Here is a 23,886-nt window from a genome sequence, read left to right as displayed (position 1 = left end):
TTACTAACTAGTTTGTAATCATCTTTTTTATTTGCTGCCTCATTTTAGTTCCGATGCCCTACAAAAGTTCAATAAACCTTCTTTTCACCCTTTTTTTTGTCCATACATAATCTAAGAAAAGAGAGCGAACTCGTAGTGTACTTAAGCAATTTTGGAGGGGAAGGCATGTGAATATTAATGTAGGGGATATAGTAGAAAGAGCATCTTATAAATATGACCTAGTTTTTCGAGTAGTGGAGGTAAAACAAATCGGGGATGAAGTCATTGCTGTTTTATATGGTGACGATTTTCGTTTAATTGCTGATGCGCCTTTATCCGACCTGCGAGTAATCATTGAATCAGAGTATCGAGAAAAAGGTAAGAGATCATCTGTTCAAATTGAGGAAAACTACAAACTATTTAAAAGGGAAGCTATGGAGCAAAAAGAAAAAAGAAGATTTCAAGCAACGAATGGATTTAGAACAGATGTAAATCTTTTTCAAATACCAGGTCGGGTTCTTCACATCGATGGAGATCCAATTTATTTAAAAAAATGTCTTGAAATGTATAATAAGATGGGTGTTCCCGTTGAGGGAATCTATTGTAAGGAAACAGAATTACCAACGAAAATTGGTTATTATTTAGATCATTATCGCCCCGATATACTAGTTATTACTGGTCATGATGCATACACAAAGGCAAAAGGGGTCGTTACTGATTTAGAAGCTTACAGACATTCAAGATATTTTGTCGAAGCTGTAAAAGAAGCGAGAAAAAAGGTTCCATCTTTAGACCACCTTGTTATTTTTGCTGGGGCATGTCAATCTCACTTTGAAGCGATTATACGTGCGGGAGCAAACTTTGCCAGCTCACCAACGAGGGTAAACATACATGCTTTAGATCCCGTTTATGTAGTTGGGAAGATAAGCTTCACATCATTTATGGATCGAGTAAATGTTTATGAAGTAGTTCGTAATACAATTACAGGTGAAAAAGGACTAGGCGGAGTAGAAACAAAAGGAATTTTAAGAACAGGGCTACCTTTCCAATCGATGGAAGAGGAATAAGGAAAAGATTTTCTACATTAACGAGAGAACTCGTTTGTAGAAAATCTTTTTTTTATTTTCATACATAAATTTTCTGATTTTCACAAATAATAATCGGGTGTTGCAAAAAAATATTGACAGGTAACCTGTATCGTTGGTATAATTTTATCTTTTTTGACTTAGTTTACATAAGATGGTATACTTGTCATAGTGAGGTGGTATGAAATGGCAAAAAAATTATCTGAAATAAAGGATACTTTAGATAGTCATGTTGGAAAACGACTTACATTGAAAGCAAACAGCGGCCGTAGAAAGACTGTGGAACGTTCCGGTGTATTAGCAGAAACATATCCATCCATATTCGTAGTACAATTAGATCAAGAAGAGAACACATTTGAACGCTTATCTTTTAGTTATGCAGATATTTTAACAGAAACAGTTGAATTGTTTTTCTGTGATGACCATACAAGTGGACTAATGGCGAATGGGCAGTAGAATTTTCTACTGTCCTTTTCTTTTTATTATTCATGAAATTTAACAGATATACACATACTAATCATGTCGAAGTGGAAAAAGGGGGTTGCTTTTTTTGGGTAGAAGAAAAAAAGGTATCATGTCACAGGGCTTTAAAGAAGAACTTGCAAAAGATCTTGGTTTCTATGACGTCGTTCAAAAAGAAGGCTGGGGAGGCATCCGAGCGAAAGATGCCGGCAACATGGTTAAAAGGGCAATCGAATTAGCTGAGTTACAATTATCTAATAAGCAACAATAAACAATCTTCACTTCGACAAGCGAATTTGTCTACACATCAAACCGAAGCAAAATGCTTCGGTTTTTGTGAATCTTCTTAAAAGAAAATTTACTGTTCTAGCTTACTTTCATTGGGTTACATTTTTCTTATGAGTTAATTATGATACAATAGCAAAAAAGTAAGTGTTCATAAGAAGGTGAGAATAGTGAAATTAATGGTGAAGGCTCCTGCGAAAATAAATCTTTCATTAGACGTAGTAGGGAAAAGAGACGACGGTTATCATGATGTAAAAATGATCATGACAACAATCGATTTAGCCGATCGAATTGAATTAGAGCTTATTCAAGAAGATAAAATTGTCGTTACATCACATAATCGGTACGTACCTGATGATCAACGCAATTTAGCTTATCAGGCTGCGATGCTACTAAAAGAAATGTTCGGAGTTAAATTAGGAGCGCATATTTTTATTACAAAAAATATTCCTGTAGCTGCTGGTTTAGCTGGAGGTAGTTCAGATGCAGCGGCAGTACTAAGAGGTCTAAATAAGCTTTGGAATTTAAATTGTTCGTTAGATGAATTAGCGGTAATTGGTTCTAAAATCGGGTCGGACGTATCATTTTGTGTTTATGGAGGAACAGCTATAGCTACAGGTCGTGGTGAAAAGATTGAACATATCGATACACCCCCACCTTGTTGGGTTATTTTAGCGAAACCGACACAAGGCGTTTCAACAGCAACTGTTTATCAAAAGCTTAAATTAGATAATGTTCAACATCCTGATGTAAATCGTATGGTAAATGCCATTTCGAATAAAAATTACGACGATATTTGTCTGTCATTAGGAAATGTATTAGAATCAGTTACATTGCAATTACACCCTGAAGTTGCAATGATTAAGGATCAAATGAAACGTTTTGGTGCTGATGCCGTTTTAATGAGCGGAAGTGGTCCAACAGTATTTGGATTAGTTCGCCATGATTCTAGGATGAATCGTGTTTATAACGGACTAAAAGGTTTCTGCGATCAAGTATACGCCGTTCGGATGTTAGGTGAAAGGGAAAAACTTGATTAAAAACGAATATTATTATAAAATTTTTATAAAATATTCGTGATTTGAGGTGCTGCATGAAAATTAGAAGAAGCTCTCGTCTTGTAGGTATGACACACTATTTGTTGCATCATCCACAACAATTAGTATCATTAACATTTTTTGCTGATTTATATGCGTCTGCTAAATCATCAGTAAGTGAAGATTTAGGTATTATAAAACAGACGTTCGAACAGCAAGGAATTGGGACACTATTGACTGTGCCAGGAGCAGCTGGTGGTGTAAAGTATATTCCTAGTATTAGTAATCAAGAAGTAAATACAGTAATTGAAGAATTATGTGATTTACTTCAAAAACCAGACCGAGTGTTGCCTGGTGGATACTTATATATGACTGATATATTAAGCAATCCTAACTATGTTAATAGTGTAGGCCGTATGTTTGCATCTATATTCAGTAATCAAAAAATAGATATTGTTATGACAATCGCAACGAAGGGAATTCCTTTAGCGTATGCTGTTGCAAACTTTTTAAATGTACCAGTTGTAATTGTTCGTCAAGATAACAAGGTAACGGAAGGGTCAACAGTAAGTATTAACTACGTATCTGGTTCTTCAAAACGTATACAAACAATGTCATTGGCAAAAAGAAGCATCGAGGCAGGTTCAAATGTTTTAATTATCGATGATTTCATGAAAGCTGGTGGAACGGTTACTGGTATGAAAAATTTGCTTAAGGAATTTCAAGCAAATGTTGCGGGAATTGGTGTATTAGTTGAGGCAGTAAATATTGAAGAAAGATTAGTTGAAGATTATATATCACTTGTAAAGCTATCTGAGGTAAATGAAAGAGAACAGCTTATTCGAGTTGAAAGAGGCAATTTCCAAGAAGAATCATTTATTAAAACTGAAAGCTTATAGTCGTTAGATAAATAAGCTACTTGTATATAATGAAGAAGGGGAAGATACATAATGCAATTAATTCATACTGATCATGCACCAAAGGCAATTGGACCATATTCTCAAGCGATAATCGCTAACGGATTATTATACACTTCTGGACAAATTCCATTAACTGTAGAAGGAAATATTGTAGAAGGTGGAATTGAGGAACAAACAAAGCAAGTGTTTGCAAACCTTAAGGCAGTGCTAGAAGAAGCTGGAACAGACTTATCAAAAGTTATTAAAACAACTGTATTTTTAAAAGATTTAACAACTTTTGTTGACTTTAATGCTATTTATGAAGAGTTTTTCAATGGACACAAACCTGCAAGAAGCTGTGTGGAAGTTGCAAGACTACCTAAGGACGTATTAGTAGAGATCGAATGTATCGCAGTTATATAAGCCCAAAACCTGAAATTTTTTCAGGTTTTTTTTATTGTTTGGATATATTACGTAGTCAATATTAGAAAATAGAAAAATAAGTGAAAGTTAAGCAGTTGTGAATATCGTTGGTATTATGTTGAACATTTATTAATGCAACTTTTTTATTTTTTACTCTTTTTCTTAATGAATCTTGACCTACTTGCAGTTTTCTTGTTTTCTCCTTTAAATACTTATTCTTTTAAAAACCTTAAATATAAAGGATATTAAGTGAATCTTATTGATAATAGAATTCATTTTTTACGATCTAATAACGATTCTAAATCTTAATATGTTTGAGGGGGGTTAATTGTTTATTCTTGAGAAGTTAAAAATATTAAGGCTAATTTTTAGAAAAACAAGTTCAATCGATAGTTTATTAAAATGTTTGATATTGATTGACCCAAAAACTGATTAATAAACAACTGTTAGTTCACGCTAAGTAAAGGGCTATTAGATTAGATTTTTATTGCAGACTTTTTTTGATGAATAAGTTGATTGGAACGAAGGGGTGCTCGACTCCTATGGGATATGCGGAAAGGCTGAGACCCCGCAGGCTCGCCGAGGAGGCTCAGGTCTCGCCCCATGGAAAGCGAGCACCCCGTAGTGGAAATCAACATCACTAAACTCCCTTTACGAAAATTTGATAATTAATTGACAAGGTTGTTTCCAACAGCATGAAAAAACTTGAAATTTTTTCAGGTTTTTTTTTTTTTTCACTGAAATTCAATTAAAAAATTCCGATAAATAGATTGAGGCCTCTATTTAATAAACTTTTGTAAAAATTAAATAATTTAAATAAAAAAATTTCCAAAAAGAAGGAAATTACTGATAATTGTTGAAACTTACTAATTATGGTTTAAGTTGATAAAGGTGGTGAACAAGATGGAAGTGACAGACGTAAGACTACGCCGCGTAAACACGGAGGGTCGTATGAGAGCTATTGCATCAATTACATTAGATCATGAATTTGTTGTTCATGATATTCGCGTAATCGATGGTAATAACGGTTTATTTGTAGCAATGCCAAGTAAACGTACTCCGGATGGAGAGTTCCGTGATATCGCTCATCCGATTAACTCTTCAACTCGTAGCAAAATACAGGATTCTGTACTAGCTGAATATCACCGTGTAGGTGAGTTAGAAGAAGACTTTGAAGAAGCAGGTGCTTCTTAAAAATATGACCAAAAAGAACCCATTAATGTATAATGGGTTCTTTTTTTATGGTATAATAAAATGGATGTATTTTGTGGAAAAATATTAAAATTAGCATTTTGAGCTACCAGGTATAGGTATTTAGATTGATGGAGGATGACTATGTCAAATAAATATGCGATTGTTCTAGCTGCAGGAAAAGGTACTAGAATGAAATCAAAATTATATAAAGTACTACACCCTGTTTGTGGGAAGCCTATGGTTCAACATGTTGTAGACCACGTAATATCAGTTGGTGTACAAAATATTGTAACCGTTGTAGGTCACGGAGCGGAATTAGTTAAAACACAAATAGGTGATCATAGCGAATATGCTCTACAAGCTGAGCAATTAGGTACTGCACATGCTGTTATTCAAGCAGCGCCAATGTTAAAAGATAAAGAAGGAACTACTTTAGTAATCTGTGGCGACACTCCTTTAATTTCACCAGAGACAATTCAAGCTTTATTCGATGAGCATGAAAGATTACAGGCAAAAGCTACAATTTTAACAGCTCATCTTGAGGATTCAACTGGTTATGGTAGAATAATTAGGGGCGAAAATGGGTCTGTATTAAAAATTGTTGAGCATAAGGATGCAAGTCCAGAAGAGCTAACAGTTCAAGAAATAAATACAGGTACATATTGCTTTGATAATAAAGCATTATTTGAAGCATTAAACGAAGTAAATAATAATAACGCTCAAGGTGAGTACTACTTACCAGATGTTATTGAGATACTAAAAGCAAAAGGCGAAATAGTAGCTGCATATAAAACAGCAAATTTCGATGAAACATTAGGTGTAAATGATCGATATGCATTATCTATTGCAGAATCAATCATGCGCAAAAATATAAACAAAAAGCATATGTTGAACGGTGTAACGATTATTGATTCAAATAGCACATACATCTCTGCAGATGCAAAAATTGGTTCGGATACAATTATTTACCCTGGTACAATGATCTATGGAAATAGTATAATTGGAACGGGTAGTACAATTGGCCCAAATACTGAAATTATTGATAGTGAAATTGGTAATGATACAGTTATTAAACAATCGGTTGTACATGAAAGTAAAATTGGTCATTCAACTTCAGTTGGACCATTTGCTCACATTCGTCCGGCGTCAACATTAGGTGATGAAGTTCGAATTGGAAATTTTGTTGAAACTAAGAAAGTTACTTTTGGTAACGGAAGTAAAGCATCTCATTTAAGCTATATTGGTGATGCGGAAATCGGTCAAGGTGTTAATCTTGGTTGTGGCTCAATCACTGTGAATTATGACGGTAAAAACAAGTTTAAAACAACGATTGAGGACAATGTCTTTGTTGGTTGTAATTCAAATTTAATTGCACCTGTAACTGTGAAAAAAGGTTCATACATTGCAGCTGGTTCAACAATTACAGATGAAGTTCCAGAAGATTCACTAGCAATTGCAAGAGCAAGACAAGTGAACAAAGAAGGTTACTATAAAAATTAATTATAGATAAAAAGAAAAGAAAAAAAGCGGAGGGTACACGAAACATGCCTAATCATTATCCAGACAAGCATTTAAAAGTATTTACTCTAAACTCGAATCCTAAATTAGCTGAAGAAATTGCAAAACACATTGGTGTAGAGCTTGGTAAATGCTCGGTTTCTCGTTTTAGCGATGGAGAAGTGCAAATTAACATAGAGGAAAGTATCCGTGGTTGTGATGTATTTATCATTCAATCAACAAGTTTCCCTGTAAACGAAAGTATTATGGAATTATTAATTATGATTGATGCTTTAAAACGTGCATCTGCAAAAACAATTAATATTGTAATTCCTTATTACGGCTACGCTCGTCAAGATCGAAAAGCTCGTTCACGTGAGCCAATTACATCTAAGTTAGTTGCAAACCTTCTTGAAACTGCTGGTTCAACTCGAGTGATTACACTTGATTTACATGCACCACAAATTCAAGGATTCTTTGATATTCCGATTGATCATTTATTAGGTGTACCTATCCTTTCAGATTACTTTAGAAAAAAACAGCTTGAAGATATCGTAATTGTTTCTCCTGACCATGGTGGAGTAACAAGAGCACGTAAAATGGCAGATCGTCTAAAAGCTCCGATTGCTATCATTGATAAACGTCGTCCAAAACCAAATGTTTCTGAAGTTATGAACATCATCGGTAATATTGAAGGTAAAACGGCTATCTTAATTGATGATATTATTGATACAGCTGGTACAATTACGCTTGCTGCTAATGCATTAGTAGAGCACGGTGCAAAAGAAGTATATGCATGTTGTACACACCCTGTATTGTCTGGACCGGCAATTGATCGTATTGAAAACTCTTGTATTAAAGAATTAGTTGTAACAAATTCAATTTGTCTTACTGAAGATAAAAAGACTGATAAACTTGTTGAATTATCAGTTGCTGGCCTATTAGGTGAAGCGATTATTCGTGTATATGAAGAGCAATCAGTAAGTACTTTATTTGATTAATATAAAAATTACATCTTTGCTTTAAAACTTATAAGAGGACGTAACCAGAAGTGGTTACGTCTTTTCGTAATATAACCAAGGTTAGAATGGAGGATAATAAAATGAAGTTGTTTGTAGGATTAGGCAACCCGGGTAGAGAGTATGAAAGAACGCGACACAATATTGGTTTCATTGCGATCGATGAATTGGCTCACCGATGGGGCATTTCATTAACCCAACAAAAATTTAATGGTATTTATACTTCAGGAATTGTGAACGGAGAAAAAGTTTTCTTATTAAAACCTTTAACATATATGAACTTGTCAGGTGAATGTGTAAGACCGTTTATGGATTATTTTAATATTGATTTAGAAGATCTTGTCGTACTATATGATGAAATGGATATTCCAACCGGAAAGCTACGTCTACGTACAAAAGGAAGTGCTGGGGGTCATAATGGTATAAAGTCATTAATTCAGCATTTAGGAACACAGGAATTCCAACGTGTTCGAATTGGAGTAGATCGTCCGTCAAATGGAATGAGTGTCGTAAATCATGTATTATCAAACTTCTTTGAAGAAGAAATTGCGGAAGTAGTTGATGGTGTAAAAAGAGCCGCAGATGCATGTGAATATTTTTTAAAGCATTCTTTCGTGGATGTAATGAATCAATATAATAAAAAATAAAAAACAGGAATTTAAGCTTTCACATTGAATAAGTATAGTTAGTACAATCCATACTGTATATATGAATTTTTTTGTAGTATGGAGGAAGTAATGGAATTATTAGATTGTCAGTGTAGGTATTGTAGTAAACAAATGGGTAGTATTGAAAAACAACAGTTGTTACAAGTTTCATCTTCGTATTGTCATTCTTTCGATGAAGAATTGAGCGATTTTGTAAACTTTATTCAATCTCCTAATCAAGTAATTTATATTGTGTGCGAGGATTGCGAAATGACTCTATCTGAGTTTCCACATTACCATGAATATAAGAATTTCATAAATTAAATTGCCTTTGGTTTATAACTGAGGCGTTTTTCTGTTTTTTCTAGACTCCGTTAAGATGGAGTGCGTTTATCTATACAAATGCCACTTAAAATGGAGCAAATTACTAAAAAACTATAAATATAAACTTCAACTAAGATTATTGTTACTTAGATTGACTGTTAGGGGAGATTGACTTCGTGATTGGTTTAATTGAACAATTTAACCAGTATAAAGATATTAAGAAAATAATAAACGGCCTAAAAAATGGGTTAAGAGAACAATTAGTTACAAACTTAACGGGGTCTGCGAAAACATTGCTTTCTGGAGCTGTTTTTAAAGAAACTGGACAAACGCAGTTAATCGTGACAAATAATCTTCTCCAAGCTCAAAAAGTATCGGAAGATCTAAAATCAGTAGTTGGGGAAGACAAAGTATTTTTATATCCTGCAAATGAACTGATTGCTTCAGAGATTGCAGTATCAAGTCCAGAGCTTAGATCACAAAGATTAATTGCGTTAAACAGTTTGATGTCAAAAAAACCGTCGGTAGTGGTTACACCTGTATCGGGATTAATTGGCTATTTGCCATCTCCAGAATTATGGTCTAGCTACCAGATCAATTTTGAAATTGGTGAAGATATCGACTTATCGAATTTGGTTTCAAAGTTTGTCCAAATGGGCTATGAACGCGTTGGGATGGTCGAAAGTAAAGGAGAATTTAGCGTACGCGGAGGAATTCTTGATATTTATCCATTAACGTATGAAGATCCTATTCGAATTGAACTCTTTGATACAGAAATCGATTCGATCCGTTCGTTTTCTCCTGATTCCCAAAGATCTATTACAAAGTATGAGAGTGTCCAAATTGGCCCAGCGACGGAAAGAATTATTTCCAAGACTGATTTGCAATTAGGAGTTCAACGAATCGAACAAGCTTTTAAAGAAACCCTATCAAAAATAAGTGACCAACAAGTAAAAGAGTTATTGGTTGAAAAGGTAACTTATGATCTTGAGCAATTAAAGCAAGGGCAATTGATTGATCAAATATATAAATATTTTGGTCTAATCTATGAAAACCAATTTAGTTTACTAGATTACGTTCCTAAGGAAACTGTTGTCGTTATTGATGAGATTTCGAGGGTCCATGAAATCGTAGAGCAGCTTAAAAAGGATGAAGCAGAGTGGTATACTTCCTTACTAGCTGAAGGAAATGCGTTACATGGAGTAAGTTTTTCACATGACTTTTTTGAATTACTACATTCGAGAAAGCGTCAACAAATTCATACGAGTCTTTTTCCAAGAAGAGTACCTCATACGCATCCAGAACAGGTAGTTTCGATTCAATGTAAATCGATGCAAGAGTTTCATGGTCAAATGAGCTTGTTAAAAAATGAATTAGACCGTTGGAAGAAAAATAAATATACAATCGTTATGCTCGGCGAAAGTGACGAAAGAACAAATAAAATTGAAAATATATTAGAAGATTACAAAATTGAAGGTAAAATTATTTCTTCTCTTGAACAAATCAAAAATGGTGAAGTATACATCATGAAAGGTGATCTTCGTTCTGGATTCGAACTTCCTTTAGAAAAATTCGTTCTAATAACAGAGCGTGAGCTATTCACGAAAAAAGCTAAGAAGAAAAAAAGAATCAATACAAAGTTATCAAATGCTGAACGAATAAAAAATTACTCAGAATTAAAAGTTGGAGATTATGTTGTTCATGTAAATCATGGTATTGGTAAGTTTTTGGGAATTGAAACATTAGAGATTAATGGTATTCATAAAGATTATTTACATATTCGATATCATGGCGACGACAAGTTATTCGTACCAATTGAACAAATTGATCAAGTTCAAAAGTATGTTGGATCTGAAGGTAAAGAACCGAAGATTTATAAGCTTGGTGGAACTGATTGGAAAAAGGTTAAGAAGAAAGTTGAAGGCTCCGTTCAGGATATAGCTGATGACTTAATTAAGCTTTATGCAGAACGAGAAGCATCAAAAGGCTACGCTTTTTCACCTGATGGCTTGGAACAACAAGAATTTGAATCTTCATTTCCTTATCAGGAAACTGACGATCAACTTAGATCAATTCATGAAATTAAAAAGGATATGGAAAGAGAACGTCCAATGGATCGACTGCTTTGTGGTGACGTAGGATACGGAAAAACTGAAGTAGCTATTCGAGCTGCTTTTAAAGCAATTGTGGAAGGTAAGCAAGTTGCTATTTTAGTTCCTACTACAATTTTGGCACAGCAGCATTTCGAAACATTAAGGGAAAGGTTTCAAGATCACCCTATTAATATCGGTGTGTTAAATCGTTTCCGATCTCGTAAACAGCAGCTTGAAACGATGAAAGGCCTAAAAGAGGGCTCTGTCGATATAGTAGTTGGAACACATCGCCTATTATCGAAGGATATTTTATATAAAGATTTAGGACTTTTAATTATTGATGAAGAGCAAAGATTTGGTGTATCTCATAAAGAAAAAATAAAGCAACTAAAAGCAAATATAGATGTTTTAACGTTAACTGCAACTCCGATTCCTCGTACATTGCATATGTCAATGCTAGGAGTAAGAGATTTATCAGTTATTGAAACGCCACCAGAAAATCGTTTTCCGGTTCAAACATATGTAGTTGAATATAATGCTGCATTAGCGAGAGAAGCGATTGAAAGAGAGCTTGCCCGAGATGGACAAATATATTTCTTATACAATCGGGTAGAAGATATTGAACGTATGGCTGAACAGATTTCGATGCTTGTACCAGATGCAAAAGTAGCTGTAGCACATGGTCGAATGAATGAAGGCGAATTAGAATCAGTTATGTATGCCTTTTTAGATGGCCAATACGACGTATTAGTAAGCACGACGATTATCGAAACGGGCGTGGATATTCCAAATGTTAATACATTGATTGTATATGATGCAGATCGAATGGGATTATCAACACTTTATCAATTAAGAGGACGTGTAGGACGTTCGAATAGAGTAGCGTATGCTTATTTCACATATAAACAGGATAAAGTACTGACTGAAGTTGCCGAGAAGCGTCTGCAAGCAATTAAAGAATTTACAGAACTAGGTTCAGGTTTCAAAATTGCTATGCGTGACTTATCAATACGAGGTGCAGGAAATCTACTTGGAGCACAACAACACGGATTTATCGATTCGGTTGGTTTCGATTTATATTCTCAAATGTTAAAAGATGCAATCGAACAGCGTAGAGGAGTTAAGAAAGAAGATATCATTTCAATTGAAATTGACATTGAAGTTGATGCTTATTTACCTGATACGTATATTCAAGATAGTAAGCAAAAAATTGAGATGTACAAGCAATTTAGACGTGTTGAAACGTTTGAAGAGTTAAATGATTTACAAGATGAATTAATGGATCGTTTTGGTGATTTCCCGGTAGAAGTAGGCTATCTATGTCAAGTTGCTCATATTAAACTTTTAGCGATTGCAGAGCAGATTGAGCTTATTAAACAAGTTAAATCAGAAGTAAGTGTTTATTTCTCTGAGAAGGCAAGTACTAATATCGACGGTGGAAAGTTATTCCAATTATGTAATTCATTCGGAAGAGGCATTGGCCTAGGAATGGATGGATCGAAATTAAAAGTAACGCTAGACGTAAAAGGAAAAAATCCAGCTGACTGGCTTACAACGCTAGAAGGTTTAATTAATGGATTAAAGAACGTGAAAAAAGAGAGTGTAAATGCATAAGAAAGTAGTACGAATGGCTTCTTTATTTTGGTGATAAAGTCATTAAAAGTTACCAAAAAGTGCTTACAGTACTATATTTTTAGTAAAGGTGTTAAAAAATCTCACTTATTTTGTATAGAACTTTCGTTGTGTAGGATACTATCATTAATTAAGGGTGACCTTACCTCATTGTCACTCGGGTATCTTTCATCAACGTAGACATGCAAGTAAGTGAGGAGGCGCTTTACAAGTATGAAAGCAACAGGTATTGTTCGTCGAATTGACGATTTAGGTCGAGTAGTAATACCAAAAGAAATTAGGAGAACTTTACGGATTCGTGAAGGTGATCCATTAGAAATATTTGTGGACCGAGATGGAGAAGTCATTTTAAAGAAATATTCACCAATTAGTGAATTAAGTGATTTTGCGAAGGAGTACGCTGATGCACTTTACGACACACTTGGACATACAGTCATTATAAGTGACCGAGATTCAGTCGTAGCAGTTGCGGGGGCTTCCAAAAAAGAATACTTAAACAAAAACATTGGTGATATCATCGAAAAAACTATGGCAGAGCGTAACTCAAAAGTAGTTGGCGAGCCTGGGGAAGCTTCATTTATCGAAAGTGTCATTGAAAAATATCAATCCTATGCAGTAGGAGCAGTCATCGCAAGCGGGGATCCAATTGGAGCTGTTGTTATCTTTTCAAAAGATAAAACAATTTCTGAAGTTGAAAAGAAAGCAATCGATACTGCTACTAACTTCTTGGCTAGACAAATGGAGCAATAATCATATATGAAGTACATGGGCCAGTAAAGGAATATTACCTTAACTGGTCTTTGTTTTTTCGTTTTACCCTTTGGCATAAACTACTGGATGTACATTTAATAAAAACACCATTACTTGCTAAATTTGGAAAAGAGAGGTTTTTTCTTTTGGCAACTCTTTACATAAGCCCTAATAATGTAATACATTAAAGGGTGAACCGTCTAACAAAGGAGTTGTTATCCTTTTGCAAAAAGCTAAGCAAAAAGCAGCCCTACAAGGGGCTTTGTTCATAACAATAGCATCATTATTATCGAAAGTACTAAGTGCGTTTTATAAAATTCCTTATCAAAATATTGCCGGCGATTTAGGTTACTATATTTACCAACAAGTATATCCTGTCTACGCAATTGCTTTAGCTTTTTCTACATATGGCTTTCCTTTAGTTTTATCATCTTATGTTGCTGAAAGATTGGCGAAAAAAGATGATAAAGGTGCTAAAGATTTGGTTTATGCAACATTTATGATGTTGTTAGTCATTGGTATATTGTGTTTCTTTACTTTATACATAGGCAGTAATAGTATAGCGAAGTTTATGCGTGATGATCATCTAGCGATGTTAATTCGTGTTGTTAGTGTTGGCTTTTTATTTGTACCAATAACTTCAGCATTTCGAGGATATTATCAAGGTTTAGGGGATATGGGACCTACTTCAGTCAGTCAGGTGATTGAGCAATTAATTCGAGTTATTACGATTTTAGTGCTGTCACTTTATTTAATGCAAACGACCGACAATCTTTATATTGTAGGTGCAGGGGCCGTTTCAGGTTCGATACTTGGTAGTATAGCAGCGATACTGTACTTCTTTTATTGGGTTTCTTTTCGGGGCTCTGGTTTAACGATACCATCATTTGGTTTGCTTAAAACCTATCGCTTAGAATTAAAAACAATTTTATATCAAGGAATCTTACTAAGCTTAAGTAGTTTAGTACTTGTATTCATTCAGTTTATTGATTCACTCTCTTTTTATCCGTTATTAGTACAATATGGTTACCATGTTGAAGGTGCTAAGCTAGTAAAGGGTATTTATGACCGTGGATTTCCACTAATTCAATTAGGCTCTGTCATTGCTTCATCTTTTTCACTGGCCCTAATTCCGTACTTATCTAGTGAATTGGTTCGTAAAGAACATCATTCTATTAATACTCGAATATCAGGTGCCATTCGAGTAAGTATTGTAGTAGGAGCAGCGGCAACAATTGGGTTAATTTCAATTATCCATCCGACGAATATCATGCTTTATCGAAATGATTTAGGAACGGATGTCCTAACTGTTTTATGTATATCGATCTTCTTTGCTGGCGTATCGATTACGACATCTTCAATTGCACAAGGGTTAGGTAAAAGTTTAATTCCAGCTTTAAATGTAATTGCTGGAGGATGTGTTAAATTTATTGGAAATGTTATTTTAATGGAGCAAATCGGATCGAAAGGAGCAGCATATTCAACGGTATCTGCTTTAATCATTGTTACGATTTTGAACTTAGCTTATATATATAAATTGTCAAAAGTTACATTTTTTGACTTTAAGTTTATTTTGAAATTACTAGTATCTTTAGCCTTTATGTATGGTTGTGTATATGGTTATGAATACGTTTATGAAAAATATGCAATGTTTATTAATCCGCTTCGTTTAAGGATGTTAGTTGAGGCGCTATCTTCAGCGGTTGTAGGTGCGATCGCATTTGCGGTTGTATTAATAAAAATTAAGTTATTTACAGTAGAAGAGCTAAGCTCAATCGTTAAAAGCGAAAAACTACAGAAATGGCTTTCTTAAAAGAACAGGAGGATCAAAATGAACAAGATTACAGTTTTAGGTTTAGGTGCAGGTGACCTTAATCAGCTTCCGTTTGGTATCTATAAAGTGTTACAAAAAACTGACAATCTATATTTACGTACAAAAGACCACCCTGTTATAAGTGAATTAGAAACAGAAGGATTAACGTTCCAATCATTCGATGAAATTTATGAAAAACATGATCGCTTCGAAGAGGTATATCAAGAAATTGTTCATCTATTGGTGAAAGCTTCTGAAGAAGGGGCAATTACATATGCTGTGCCAGGACATCCTCTTGTAGCAGAAAAAACTGTTCAGCTATTAATAGAGCTTGCAGATAAAGGAAAAATCCAGCTAGACATCAAAGGCGGACAAAGCTTTTTAGATGCAATGTTTACTAGTTTGAAGATTGATCCAATTGAAGGATTCCAGTTTGTTGATGCAACGGATTTAGAGTCGGAATCGATTACGTTTAGACAGCATTTGATCATCTGCCAGGTTTATGATCAAATGACTGCCTCACATGCGAAATTAAAGCTAATGGAGCAGCTTCCCGATGATTATGAAGTCGTAATTGTTACTGCAGCGGGTAGTGCAACTGAGCAAATAAGAAGAGTACCATTGTTTGAGTTAGATCGTGATACATCAATTAATAATTTGACAAGTGTTTATGTTCCTCCAGTTAAAAATGAAGAGGATCTATATCATCAATTTGAAACGCTTCGCTCTGTCATAGCTACTTTAAGAGGACCTAATGGTTGCCCGTGGGATCAAAAGCAAACCCATGAATCATTAAAGAAGTACTTACTAGAAGAGGCATACGAGCTTCTTGAAGCAATCGATGAAGAAGATGATGATCATATTATTGAAGAACTTGGAGATGTATTACTTCAAGTCATGTTACATGCTCAAATTGGAGAAGATGAAGGTTACTTCTCAATTCAAGATGTAATTCAAGGATTAGTAAGCAAGCTAATCTATCGTCACCCGCATGTATTTTCAACGGTTCATGTGAATGGTGAGGAAGACGTATTAAAAAATTGGCAAGAATTAAAACAAGCTGAAAAGGGACACGTCGTTGAATCCGTTCTTTCAGGTATACCAAAGGATCTGTCAGGATTATTAAAAGCAGAGAAGCTTCAAAGTAAAGCTGCGAAAGTAGGGTTTGACTGGAAGGAACTACCGCCGGTTGTAGATAAAGTTAATGAAGAGTTAACTGAAGTTCTTGATGCCATCAAATTGAAAGATCAGTCTAAAGTTGAAGCGGAACTTGGTGATCTATTATTTAGTATTGTTAATTTAGCACGTTTTATTGATGTAAATCCTGAAGAAGCGATTTTAAAAACAAATATGAAATTTACAAAACGTTTTCAATATATTGAATCAAGACTTCGTGAAATAAATAAGGCATTTTCTGATGTATCTCTTGAAGAAATGGATGAGATATGGAATGAAGCTAAAAAATATGAATAATGTCTAATTGAATGAGAATTGAGGAGAATAAATTATGAGACTTGATAAATTTTTAAAAGTATCGAGAATTATTAAGCGTCGTACACTTGCAAAAGAAGTAGCTGATCAAGGCAGAATAACGATCAACGGAACAGTTGCAAAAGCATCTACAGAAGTCAAAGTAAATGATGAATTAAAAATTCGTTTTGGACAGAAAATTGTTACTGCAAAAATTAATTTACTTAAAGAGACTGTTCGAAAAGAAGAAGCAGATGCAATGTATACGATCATAAGTGAGGAAAAACTGTCAGATAGCTTGTTCTAAAAAAGTTGTCCCTTCATATACTTGTACAAATAACACTGTATTAGGAATCGATTTACAAGTGGTACAGTTTATGTAAATGGAGGGACTAGTATGAATAATCCGTATGAGTTAAATGCGAAAAATACAAGCCAAATAATCGAGCAGGATTTATCGTTAAAAAGTAGAAGATATCTTGAAATTACTGGAGTAAAACAAGTTGAGAGCTTTGATAGTGAAGAGTTTCTATTAGAAACAGCATTAGGATTTTTGCATATTAAAGGTCATAATTTACAAATGAAAAACCTCGATGTAGAAAAAGGTCATGTAGCAATAAAGGGAAAGATTAATGAACTTTGTTATATTGACGAATACAATTCGGGGAAAGCTAAAGGAATCTTTAGCAAGCTATTTAAATGAGCTTAAACGTTCAGTTCTACTCAATGATAGCGATGGTCGGTATGGGTGCTTATCTTGGTATGGCACTAGATACATACCATCGTTTTTTATATCGAGGTACTCGTAATCGATTGATTGTATTTGCAACTGATATTTTATTTTGGGTTTTTCAGGCTCTACTAGTTTTTTATGTATTATACTTAGTTAATGAAGGTGCACTCAGGTTTTATTTACTATTAGCTTTACTATGTGGTTATGCGGCATATCAAAGTCTATTTCGAACTATTTATAAAAAGATATTAGAATTTATTATTCAGTTGGTTATTGGCATTTATCGCGTTATAGTAAAGTTAATCGTAATATTTATTGTAAAACCTATAAAGTGGATTATTCAGGTAATAATTGTAATCCTTTTGTTTATTTATGGACTCCTTATTCGACTAATCCGTTTAGTTTACAACGTTCTACTATCAATTCTTTTGTTTTTCGTCAGAGTATGTTGGTTTTTTGTGCCAAAACGAGTCAAAAACTATTTAATACAATTTAAAGGAGTTTTCGGAAAATTCAAGAATATCTTCCTTACTACTATTAAAAAAGTAAAGGACCTTTTAGATAGGAGGAAGAAATAGGTGGAACATGCGAGAAAGTTGGATTTAACTAGTCAAGTTCAAGATAAACAAAATATTACTTTAGTTGAAGAACAAGGTGTTAAGCCTAGGAGAAGGAGTTTTAAAAAGTTTTTAGTGCGCATTTCATTATTTTGCTTTTTAACTGTCCCCCTATTTTTTTTATTACAATCTCATTATGTAACACAACAACATGTGTATTCATCTAAAGTAAAACAATTAAAACTAGCAAAGGTGGATTTAAAGAGAACAAAGAGTAAGGTTGAGGATTCAAAACGCATGATTGACCAATTGAACGATGATCAATATATTATTGAGTTAGCTAGAAAAAACTTATTTTTTTCTAAAAAGGGAGAAATAATTTTTCCCAATATCAAGTAATTATCGTTTCATTGACACTTGTTTTTATAATTTTATATAATAAAGTAAATCCAGTTAAACATTTTTAAGGAGGAGCATTTTTTTTATGTCAATTGAGGTAGGCAGCAAAGTTAGTGGGAAAGTTACAGGGATTACAAATTTTGGTGCTTTTGTAGAGTTACCAGAAGGAGTAACTGGACTTGTTCACATTAGTGAAGTAGCTGACAACTATGTTAAAGATATTAACGAACATTTAAAAGTTGGCGATGAAGTAGAAGTAAAAGTAATCAATGTTGAAAAAGACGGTAAAATCGGTCTTTCAATCAAAAAAGCGAAAGAACGTCCACCAGTAAAAGAGGGAGAGCGTGAGCAAAGACCTCGTCAAAGCAGACCTTCATATGGAGGCGGCGGTGGTGGAAACCGTGGTAAAAATCAAAACCGTTCGGATCAACGTCCGGTTAAAGAAACATTTGATCAAAAAATGAGTAAATTTTTAAAAGACAGTGAAGATCGTCTAGCTTCTTTAAAACGCAACACAGAATCTAAACGTGGTGGCCGTGGAGCTCGTCGAGGCTAATTTCCTACCTTGTCAGGACATAAATAGGTATATAGAACACGCACTCTTTAATGGGTGCGTTTTTGTATGAAAAAAATAATAAAATAACATTTGAAAAAACTGTTGACGGGTAATTAGTACCATGATATTATAAATCTTGTCGTTTAAAGATTATGGCGGTGTAGCTCAGCTGGCTAGAGCGTACGGTTCATACCCGTGAGGTCGTGGGTTCGACTCCCTCCGCCGCTACCATTCCCTTTAACGGCCCGTTGGTCAAGCGGTTAAGACACCGCCCTTTCACGGCGGTAACACGGGTTCGAATCCCGTACGGGTCATACAACAACAAAAACGTTTGGTCTCTATAAGAGAGGCTAAGCGTTTTTTTCTTTTCCAGGAACATGCGTGTCCTCCGTCTCTTAATCACATAATTCATTCCAAACTTTCTCTCTTTATTCTGAATTTCGATTGACATAAAATTTAATAATTGCGTTTCTTTTACCCTATTAGAGAAATTATGCTGCAAGCTTTACTCATATTTTGTAAAACAGTTGTACGTAAAAGCTTTTTCCGTCGAAGAAAACTTTTATTTGCCTTTGTCATTTTGACATATTCCTTCAATTGGACAAGTTAAAATATGTTCAATAAACCAAATCGGATGAGGTGGAAATATGACGAAACTGCAAAGAGGGTCTTCTAATTCTACAGCGAGCTTAGTCCCTACTAATGGTATTCAATCAGTATTTCGGCAATCTTCTAAATCAATTAAATCCAAATTAGAGAGAGCATTCTTTGATTTTGGGCTACTAATCTTTTTAACGGGATTTTTATTAGGGCGAGCGTTGATACTATCACATATTCTCCCGTTTGTATTACCGTTTTTTGCCTCAGTTTATATGATGAAACGTGAGCGTACAGGAATAGCCTTCGTTGCTCTTATGATCGGTTCATTAACTGTATCGATTGAAACGGTTAGTTATGCATTTGCCACAATTATCTTATTTTTTATCCTCAATATTTTCTTTGCTAGAGTTAAACGACATTATATAGGTCTTGTACCTTTTCAAGTATTTTTATCCGTATTCATTAGTCATCTACTAATTGCATATGCTTTCCAACAAGAAGTTCTAATGTACGATGTATTAATGGCTTCAGTTGAAGCGGGATTAAGTTTTATTTTAACGATGATCTTTTTCCAAAGTGTACCTCTACTTGCGATTCCTAAAAGAAAACAGCTTTTAGGTGTTGAAGAAATCGTATGTTTAGTTATTCTTTTAGCTTCGGTTGTGACGGGGACAACTGATTGGTATATTCAAGACTTATCTATTCAGCATATTGTTACTAGATATATTGTCTTACTATTTGCCTTCGTAGCTGGGGGAACGGTCGGTTGTACAGTAGGGGTTGTAACGGGTCTTATATTAAGTCTAGCAAGTGTTTCAAGTTTATACCAAATGAGCTTATTAGCATTCTCTGGATTACTTGGTGGCCTACTAAAAGAGGGTAAAAGATTGGGTGCGGCAGCTGGACTATTAATTGGGACATGCCTAATCAGCTTTTATGCAGAGAAACAGTCTGATATTATCTTTTCCATCATTGAATCAGTGATTGCGATTGTCTTATTCTTATTGACGCCGAATTTCCTGCTAAAACAATTAGCTAAACTAGTACCTGGGACAGAGGAACACTCTACTGACCAACAGCAGTACTTACGTAAAATAAGAGATTTGACGGCGAATCGAATTACTCAATTCTCTAATGTGTTTGAAGCGTTATCGGCAAGCTTCTCACAGCCTAGTCAGTTTGCGCATATTGAAGATGAATTAACTGATGAAGAGCTTTTCATTTGCAGTATTTCAAATAAGTGCTGTAATAGCTGTATGAAAAAGGATCATTGCTGGTCAAACAACGGTGACCGGACATATCAATACATGGAAAATATGATGCAATTAGTTGAAAAGGACCAGCTTATTAAGAATGGCCAATTTATGAGAGAGTGGGAAAAATATTGCCAACGTTCTTCAAAAATGGCAGATTTAATGAAGCAAGAGGTTTTCTACTTCCGTGCAAATCAAAGACTTAAAAAACAAGTTCAAGAAAGTAGAAGATTAGTGGCAGAGCAATTGCGCGGGGTTTCAAAAGTAATGGTCGATTTTGCAAAAGAGATTCAACGAGAAAAAGAAAATCATCAATTACAGGAAGACCAAATCCTACAAGCTTTATTAAACTTTGGAATTGATGTTAGCCAAGTAGAAATTTATAACTTAGAGCAAGGTAATATTGATATAGATATCTTAATTCCGTTTGAGAACGAATATGGTGAGTGCCAAAAACTAATTGCGCCGATTCTATCAGATATTTTAAAAGAGACGATTGTCGTATTAAAAGAAGAGGCAGCGACAATACCAAATGGAGGTAATTACTTAGTTACATTTGGATCAGATAAGGCATTTGTTATTGAAACTGGGGTTGCGACGGCAGCTAAAGGTGGAGGCTTTATATCGGGTGATGCATTTAAAATAATGGACGTTGGAGCAGGAAAGCACGCTATTGCAATTAGTGATGGAATGGGGAATGGAGAGCGAGCTCATATTGAAAGTAATGAGACATTAAAACTACTTCAAAAAATATTAAATTCAGGTATTGAAGAAACAGTCGCTATTAAATCGATTAATTCGATTCTATCTTTACGTACTACTGAAGAGGTCTTTGCTACATTGGATTTAGCGATGGTTGATTTACACGATGCTTCAGCAAAATTCTTGAAAATTGGTTCATCGCCAAGCTTTGTTAAACGAGGAAAGCAAGTTATTAAAATTGAAGGTAGTAATCTACCAATCGGAATCATTGATGAATTTGACGTAGAAGTCGTAAGTGAGCAGTTAAAAGCTGGAGACTTATTAATTATGATGAGTGATGGTATTTTTGAAGGTCCGAAACATGTTGAAAATTACGAAATGTGGATGAAACGTAAAATAAGTGAATTTGAAACTGATGATCCACAATCAGTAGCAGAATTGTTACTGGAGGAAGTAATTCGTTCGAATACAGGTGATATTAATGATGATATGACGGTTGTGGTTGCCGTTGTTAAACGAAACTTGCCAGAGTGGTCATCTATCTCGTCATATAGCGCGATGGCTTAAGTAAAATAAAATAAATAAAGGTTTATCCCCTCCCGTAATTGGACAAAATGGTAACAACTTTTACGCGGAGGGGATTTTGTATGTATAAAGGAAAGTTAAAACAAATTCTATTAATAACTGATGGTTATTCAAACCATGGTGAAGATCCGTTAGCTGTTTCAAGTTTGGCTCAAGAATACGGTATTACAGTAAATGTAATTGGAATTTTAGATGAAAATGTACAAAGTGGTGACGGTTTAAAAGAAATCGAGGAAATTGCTAGAGCAGGTGGAGGGATTAGCCAAGTCGTTTACACAAAGCAACTTTCTCAAACTGTCCAAATGGTTACTAGAAAAGCGATGACACAAACAATTCAAGGATTTGTTAATAAAGAATTAAAGCAAATTTTAGGCGATAGCAATTCAATGGAATCACTTCCTCCTTCAAAGCGCGAAGAGGTATATGAGGTTGTAGAGGAGATCGGCGAAACTGTAGGTTTAGAAGTTATTATTTTAGTAGATACGAGTGCTAGTATGAAAGACAAACTAGAAACTGTTAAGGAATCATTATTTGATTTACAAATTAGTTTAAACTCAAGAACAGGAGAAAATGCCTACTCATTATTTATATTTCCTGGGAAACAAGACGATGTAGACAAATTACTAGATTGGACACCTAAATTAGAAAAGCTAAACACGATTTTTCCTAAGCTAACGATGGGTGGTATGACACCAACTGGTCCTGCAATACGTGAGGCTTTAAACTATTTTAACGAACAAAACTATAATAGAGGTAATAATGGTGATGATGAACAATCAATTGAATGGGCAGATTAATTTAGCGCCTGGAACTCTCATTACTGGTAAGTGGAATAAAAACAAATACGAAATTAAGAGTTTACTTGGAAATGGCGCAAACGGTACAGTTTATCTAGCTTCTGGACAAACTGGAGAAGTTGCGATTAAGCTGAGTAAAGAATCTACTAATATCACGAACGAAGTAAATGTTTTAAAAAAAATCACACAGGTCCAGGATTCATTCCTAGGGCCTTCTTTTATCGATGTAGATGACTATATAAATCCAGGAACAAATGAATACTGCTATTACTATGTAATGGAGTACGTAAATGGTGTAAGTTTACCAAAATTTATCGAAAGAAACGGTATGGAATGGAGTAGTATTTTTATCATACAAGTTTTATCATTGTTAGATAAATTGCACCATAAAGGCTTTATTTTCGGTGATTTAAAAACAGATAATCTACTAGTTACGAAAGAACCAAATAAAATCCAGTGGATTGATTTTGGAGGAGTTACGCAAATTGGACGTGCAGTTAAAGAGTTTACGGAGTTCTTTGATCGTGGTTATTGGGGCTTAGGTTCTAGAAAAGCAGAAGTTTCCTATGACTTATTTGCTGTTACGATGATTTTTATCCATTTACATTGTAAAAAGCAGTTTTTAAAAAATGGGCAAGGAATAAAACAAATTGAACAAGTAATAGCTCAAACACAAACCCTTAATCCATATAAAGAATTTCTAATGAGGGGATTAAAAGGGGAGTATGTTAGTGCAAGTGCTATGAAACAGGCTCTATTAATGTATGAACAAAAGATAAATGCTACAAAGAGGAATAAAAGTAAACAGGCTCAAACTACTACAGCACAAACTAATTCGATGAATCAAACGAGGCAATCAAAAAAACAACATCAAACTGCTCAAACAACAAAATCAAAAAAACATAGTCAAACTACAAATCAATCTAGAAATTCAAATAGTCAGAATCAAACACCTAACCAATCAACACAAACAAGAGCAGGGAACAATGTCCAAGTGAAGCAAAAGAAAAAAAGAATACACTGGTTTGAAACATCGACCATTCTTTTGTTAATGGGCTTGGCCTATGCATTATATTTTTATTATCAGTTGTAAAT

23 protein-coding genes and 2 tRNA genes are annotated in these 23,886 nt (G+C 34.5%); all 25 read left to right on the top strand.

The annotated features are described in order from the left end of the window. Window positions 1-167 precede the first annotated feature (167 nt). The 25 genes from yabG to prkT all read left to right on the top strand — a co-directional run bounded on the left by yabG (window position 168) and on the right by prkT (window position 23,884). The gene (yabG, locus tag AN960_RS18335; RefSeq protein WP_056474498.1) at window positions 168-1,046 is read left to right on the top strand and encodes a sporulation peptidase YabG; all 879 of its coding nucleotides are present in this window, start codon (window positions 168-170) and stop codon (window positions 1,044-1,046) included. Window positions 1,047-1,250: 204 nt separating this feature from the next. Continuing rightward, window positions 1,251-1,520: a biofilm formation stimulator Veg gene (gene veg / locus AN960_RS18330; protein ID WP_056474496.1), complete on the top strand. Its 270-nt coding sequence runs from the start codon at window positions 1,251-1,253 to the stop codon at window positions 1,518-1,520. Between the two features lie 118 nt (window positions 1,521-1,638). Then, window positions 1,639-1,797 (top strand): small, acid-soluble spore protein, alpha/beta type, encoded by a 159-nt coding sequence (locus tag AN960_RS18325; protein WP_056474548.1) that lies wholly within the window; start codon window positions 1,639-1,641, stop codon window positions 1,795-1,797. A gap of 184 nt (window positions 1,798-1,981) precedes the next feature. Then, complete coding sequence (ispE, locus tag AN960_RS18320) at window positions 1,982-2,851, top strand: 4-(cytidine 5'-diphospho)-2-C-methyl-D-erythritol kinase (RefSeq protein ID WP_056474493.1); 870 nt, start codon at window positions 1,982-1,984, stop codon at window positions 2,849-2,851. A gap of 53 nt (window positions 2,852-2,904) precedes the next feature. Continuing rightward, on the top strand, window positions 2,905-3,747 hold the full coding sequence (gene purR / locus AN960_RS18315) for a pur operon repressor (RefSeq protein WP_056474490.1): 843 nt from the start codon (window positions 2,905-2,907) through the stop codon (window positions 3,745-3,747). A 51-nt stretch (window positions 3,748-3,798) separates the two neighbouring features. Next, entirely contained in the window at window positions 3,799-4,170 is a 372-nt protein-coding gene (locus AN960_RS18310; RefSeq protein WP_056474488.1) for a RidA family protein, read from the top strand. Between the two features lie 903 nt (window positions 4,171-5,073). Continuing rightward, the gene (gene spoVG / locus AN960_RS18305) at window positions 5,074-5,364 is read left to right on the top strand and encodes a septation regulator SpoVG (protein ID WP_056474486.1); all 291 of its coding nucleotides are present in this window, start codon (window positions 5,074-5,076) and stop codon (window positions 5,362-5,364) included. A 141-nt stretch (window positions 5,365-5,505) separates the two neighbouring features. Next, window positions 5,506-6,864, top strand: a complete 1,359-nt coding sequence (gene glmU / locus AN960_RS18300; RefSeq protein ID WP_056474484.1) for a bifunctional UDP-N-acetylglucosamine diphosphorylase/glucosamine-1-phosphate N-acetyltransferase GlmU — start codon at window positions 5,506-5,508, stop codon at window positions 6,862-6,864. A 44-nt stretch (window positions 6,865-6,908) separates the two neighbouring features. Continuing rightward, window positions 6,909-7,862 carry a ribose-phosphate diphosphokinase gene (locus AN960_RS18295; protein ID WP_056474480.1) on the top strand — a complete coding sequence of 318 codons (954 nt, stop codon included), beginning with the start codon at window positions 6,909-6,911 and terminating at the stop codon, window positions 7,860-7,862. Between the two features lie 101 nt (window positions 7,863-7,963). Further along, entirely contained in the window at window positions 7,964-8,527 is a 564-nt protein-coding gene (pth, locus tag AN960_RS18290; RefSeq protein ID WP_082459581.1) for an aminoacyl-tRNA hydrolase, read from the top strand. 90 nt (window positions 8,528-8,617) lie between these two features. Continuing rightward, window positions 8,618-8,851 carry an anti-sigma-F factor Fin gene (locus AN960_RS18285; protein WP_056474476.1) on the top strand — a complete coding sequence of 78 codons (234 nt, stop codon included), beginning with the start codon at window positions 8,618-8,620 and terminating at the stop codon, window positions 8,849-8,851. A gap of 176 nt (window positions 8,852-9,027) precedes the next feature. After that, the gene (gene mfd / locus AN960_RS18280; protein ID WP_056474473.1) at window positions 9,028-12,558 is read left to right on the top strand and encodes a transcription-repair coupling factor; all 3,531 of its coding nucleotides are present in this window, start codon (window positions 9,028-9,030) and stop codon (window positions 12,556-12,558) included. 231 nt (window positions 12,559-12,789) lie between these two features. Further along, window positions 12,790-13,326, top strand: coding sequence for a stage V sporulation protein T (gene spoVT / locus AN960_RS18275; protein ID WP_056474471.1), 537 nt, complete (start codon window positions 12,790-12,792; stop codon window positions 13,324-13,326). Between the two features lie 223 nt (window positions 13,327-13,549). After that, window positions 13,550-15,139, top strand: a complete 1,590-nt coding sequence (locus tag AN960_RS18270) for a putative polysaccharide biosynthesis protein (RefSeq protein WP_056474467.1) — start codon at window positions 13,550-13,552, stop codon at window positions 15,137-15,139. Between the two features lie 18 nt (window positions 15,140-15,157). After that, complete coding sequence (gene yabN / locus AN960_RS18265) at window positions 15,158-16,612, top strand: bifunctional methyltransferase/pyrophosphohydrolase YabN (protein ID WP_056474464.1); 1,455 nt, start codon at window positions 15,158-15,160, stop codon at window positions 16,610-16,612. A gap of 34 nt (window positions 16,613-16,646) precedes the next feature. Then, window positions 16,647-16,916 (top strand): RNA-binding S4 domain-containing protein, encoded by a 270-nt coding sequence (locus AN960_RS18260; protein WP_056474461.1) that lies wholly within the window; start codon window positions 16,647-16,649, stop codon window positions 16,914-16,916. Window positions 16,917-17,006: 90 nt separating this feature from the next. Then, window positions 17,007-17,312 carry a sporulation protein YabP gene (yabP, locus tag AN960_RS18255; RefSeq protein ID WP_056474457.1) on the top strand — a complete coding sequence of 102 codons (306 nt, stop codon included), beginning with the start codon at window positions 17,007-17,009 and terminating at the stop codon, window positions 17,310-17,312. Beyond that, window positions 17,309-17,920 carry a spore cortex biosynthesis protein YabQ gene (yabQ, locus tag AN960_RS18250; protein ID WP_056474454.1) on the top strand — a complete coding sequence of 204 codons (612 nt, stop codon included), beginning with the start codon at window positions 17,309-17,311 and terminating at the stop codon, window positions 17,918-17,920. Before yabP ends, yabQ begins: the two co-directional genes overlap by 4 nt. Continuing rightward, entirely contained in the window at window positions 17,921-18,298 is a 378-nt protein-coding gene (locus AN960_RS18245; RefSeq protein ID WP_056474450.1) for an FtsB family cell division protein, read from the top strand. It abuts the gene before it with no gap. A gap of 85 nt (window positions 18,299-18,383) precedes the next feature. Next, window positions 18,384-18,854, top strand: a complete 471-nt coding sequence (locus tag AN960_RS18240) for a S1 domain-containing RNA-binding protein (RefSeq protein ID WP_056474447.1) — start codon at window positions 18,384-18,386, stop codon at window positions 18,852-18,854. 154 nt (window positions 18,855-19,008) lie between these two features. Further along, a tRNA-Met gene (locus AN960_RS18235) sits at window positions 19,009-19,085 on the top strand. Between the two features lie 11 nt (window positions 19,086-19,096). After that, window positions 19,097-19,168 (top strand) — tRNA-Glu (locus AN960_RS18230). 333 nt (window positions 19,169-19,501) lie between these two features. Further along, window positions 19,502-21,976 carry a stage II sporulation protein E gene (spoIIE, locus tag AN960_RS18225; protein ID WP_056474443.1) on the top strand — a complete coding sequence of 825 codons (2,475 nt, stop codon included), beginning with the start codon at window positions 19,502-19,504 and terminating at the stop codon, window positions 21,974-21,976. Window positions 21,977-22,056: 80 nt separating this feature from the next. Continuing rightward, window positions 22,057-22,791, top strand: coding sequence for a VWA domain-containing protein (locus AN960_RS18220; RefSeq protein WP_056474441.1), 735 nt, complete (start codon window positions 22,057-22,059; stop codon window positions 22,789-22,791). Next, the gene (gene prkT, locus AN960_RS18215) at window positions 22,760-23,884 is read left to right on the top strand and encodes a serine/threonine protein kinase PrkT (protein ID WP_056474438.1); all 1,125 of its coding nucleotides are present in this window, start codon (window positions 22,760-22,762) and stop codon (window positions 23,882-23,884) included. The genes AN960_RS18220 and prkT overlap by 32 nt, the downstream gene beginning before the upstream one ends. The last annotated feature ends 2 nt before the right edge of the window (window positions 23,885-23,886 follow it).

It is taken from the genome of Bacillus sp. FJAT-25509 (assembly GCF_001420605.1).
GTDB lineage: Bacteria > Bacillota > Bacilli > Bacillales > Bacillaceae_G > Gottfriedia.
This window is presented reverse-complemented; position numbering and strand designations above follow the sequence as displayed.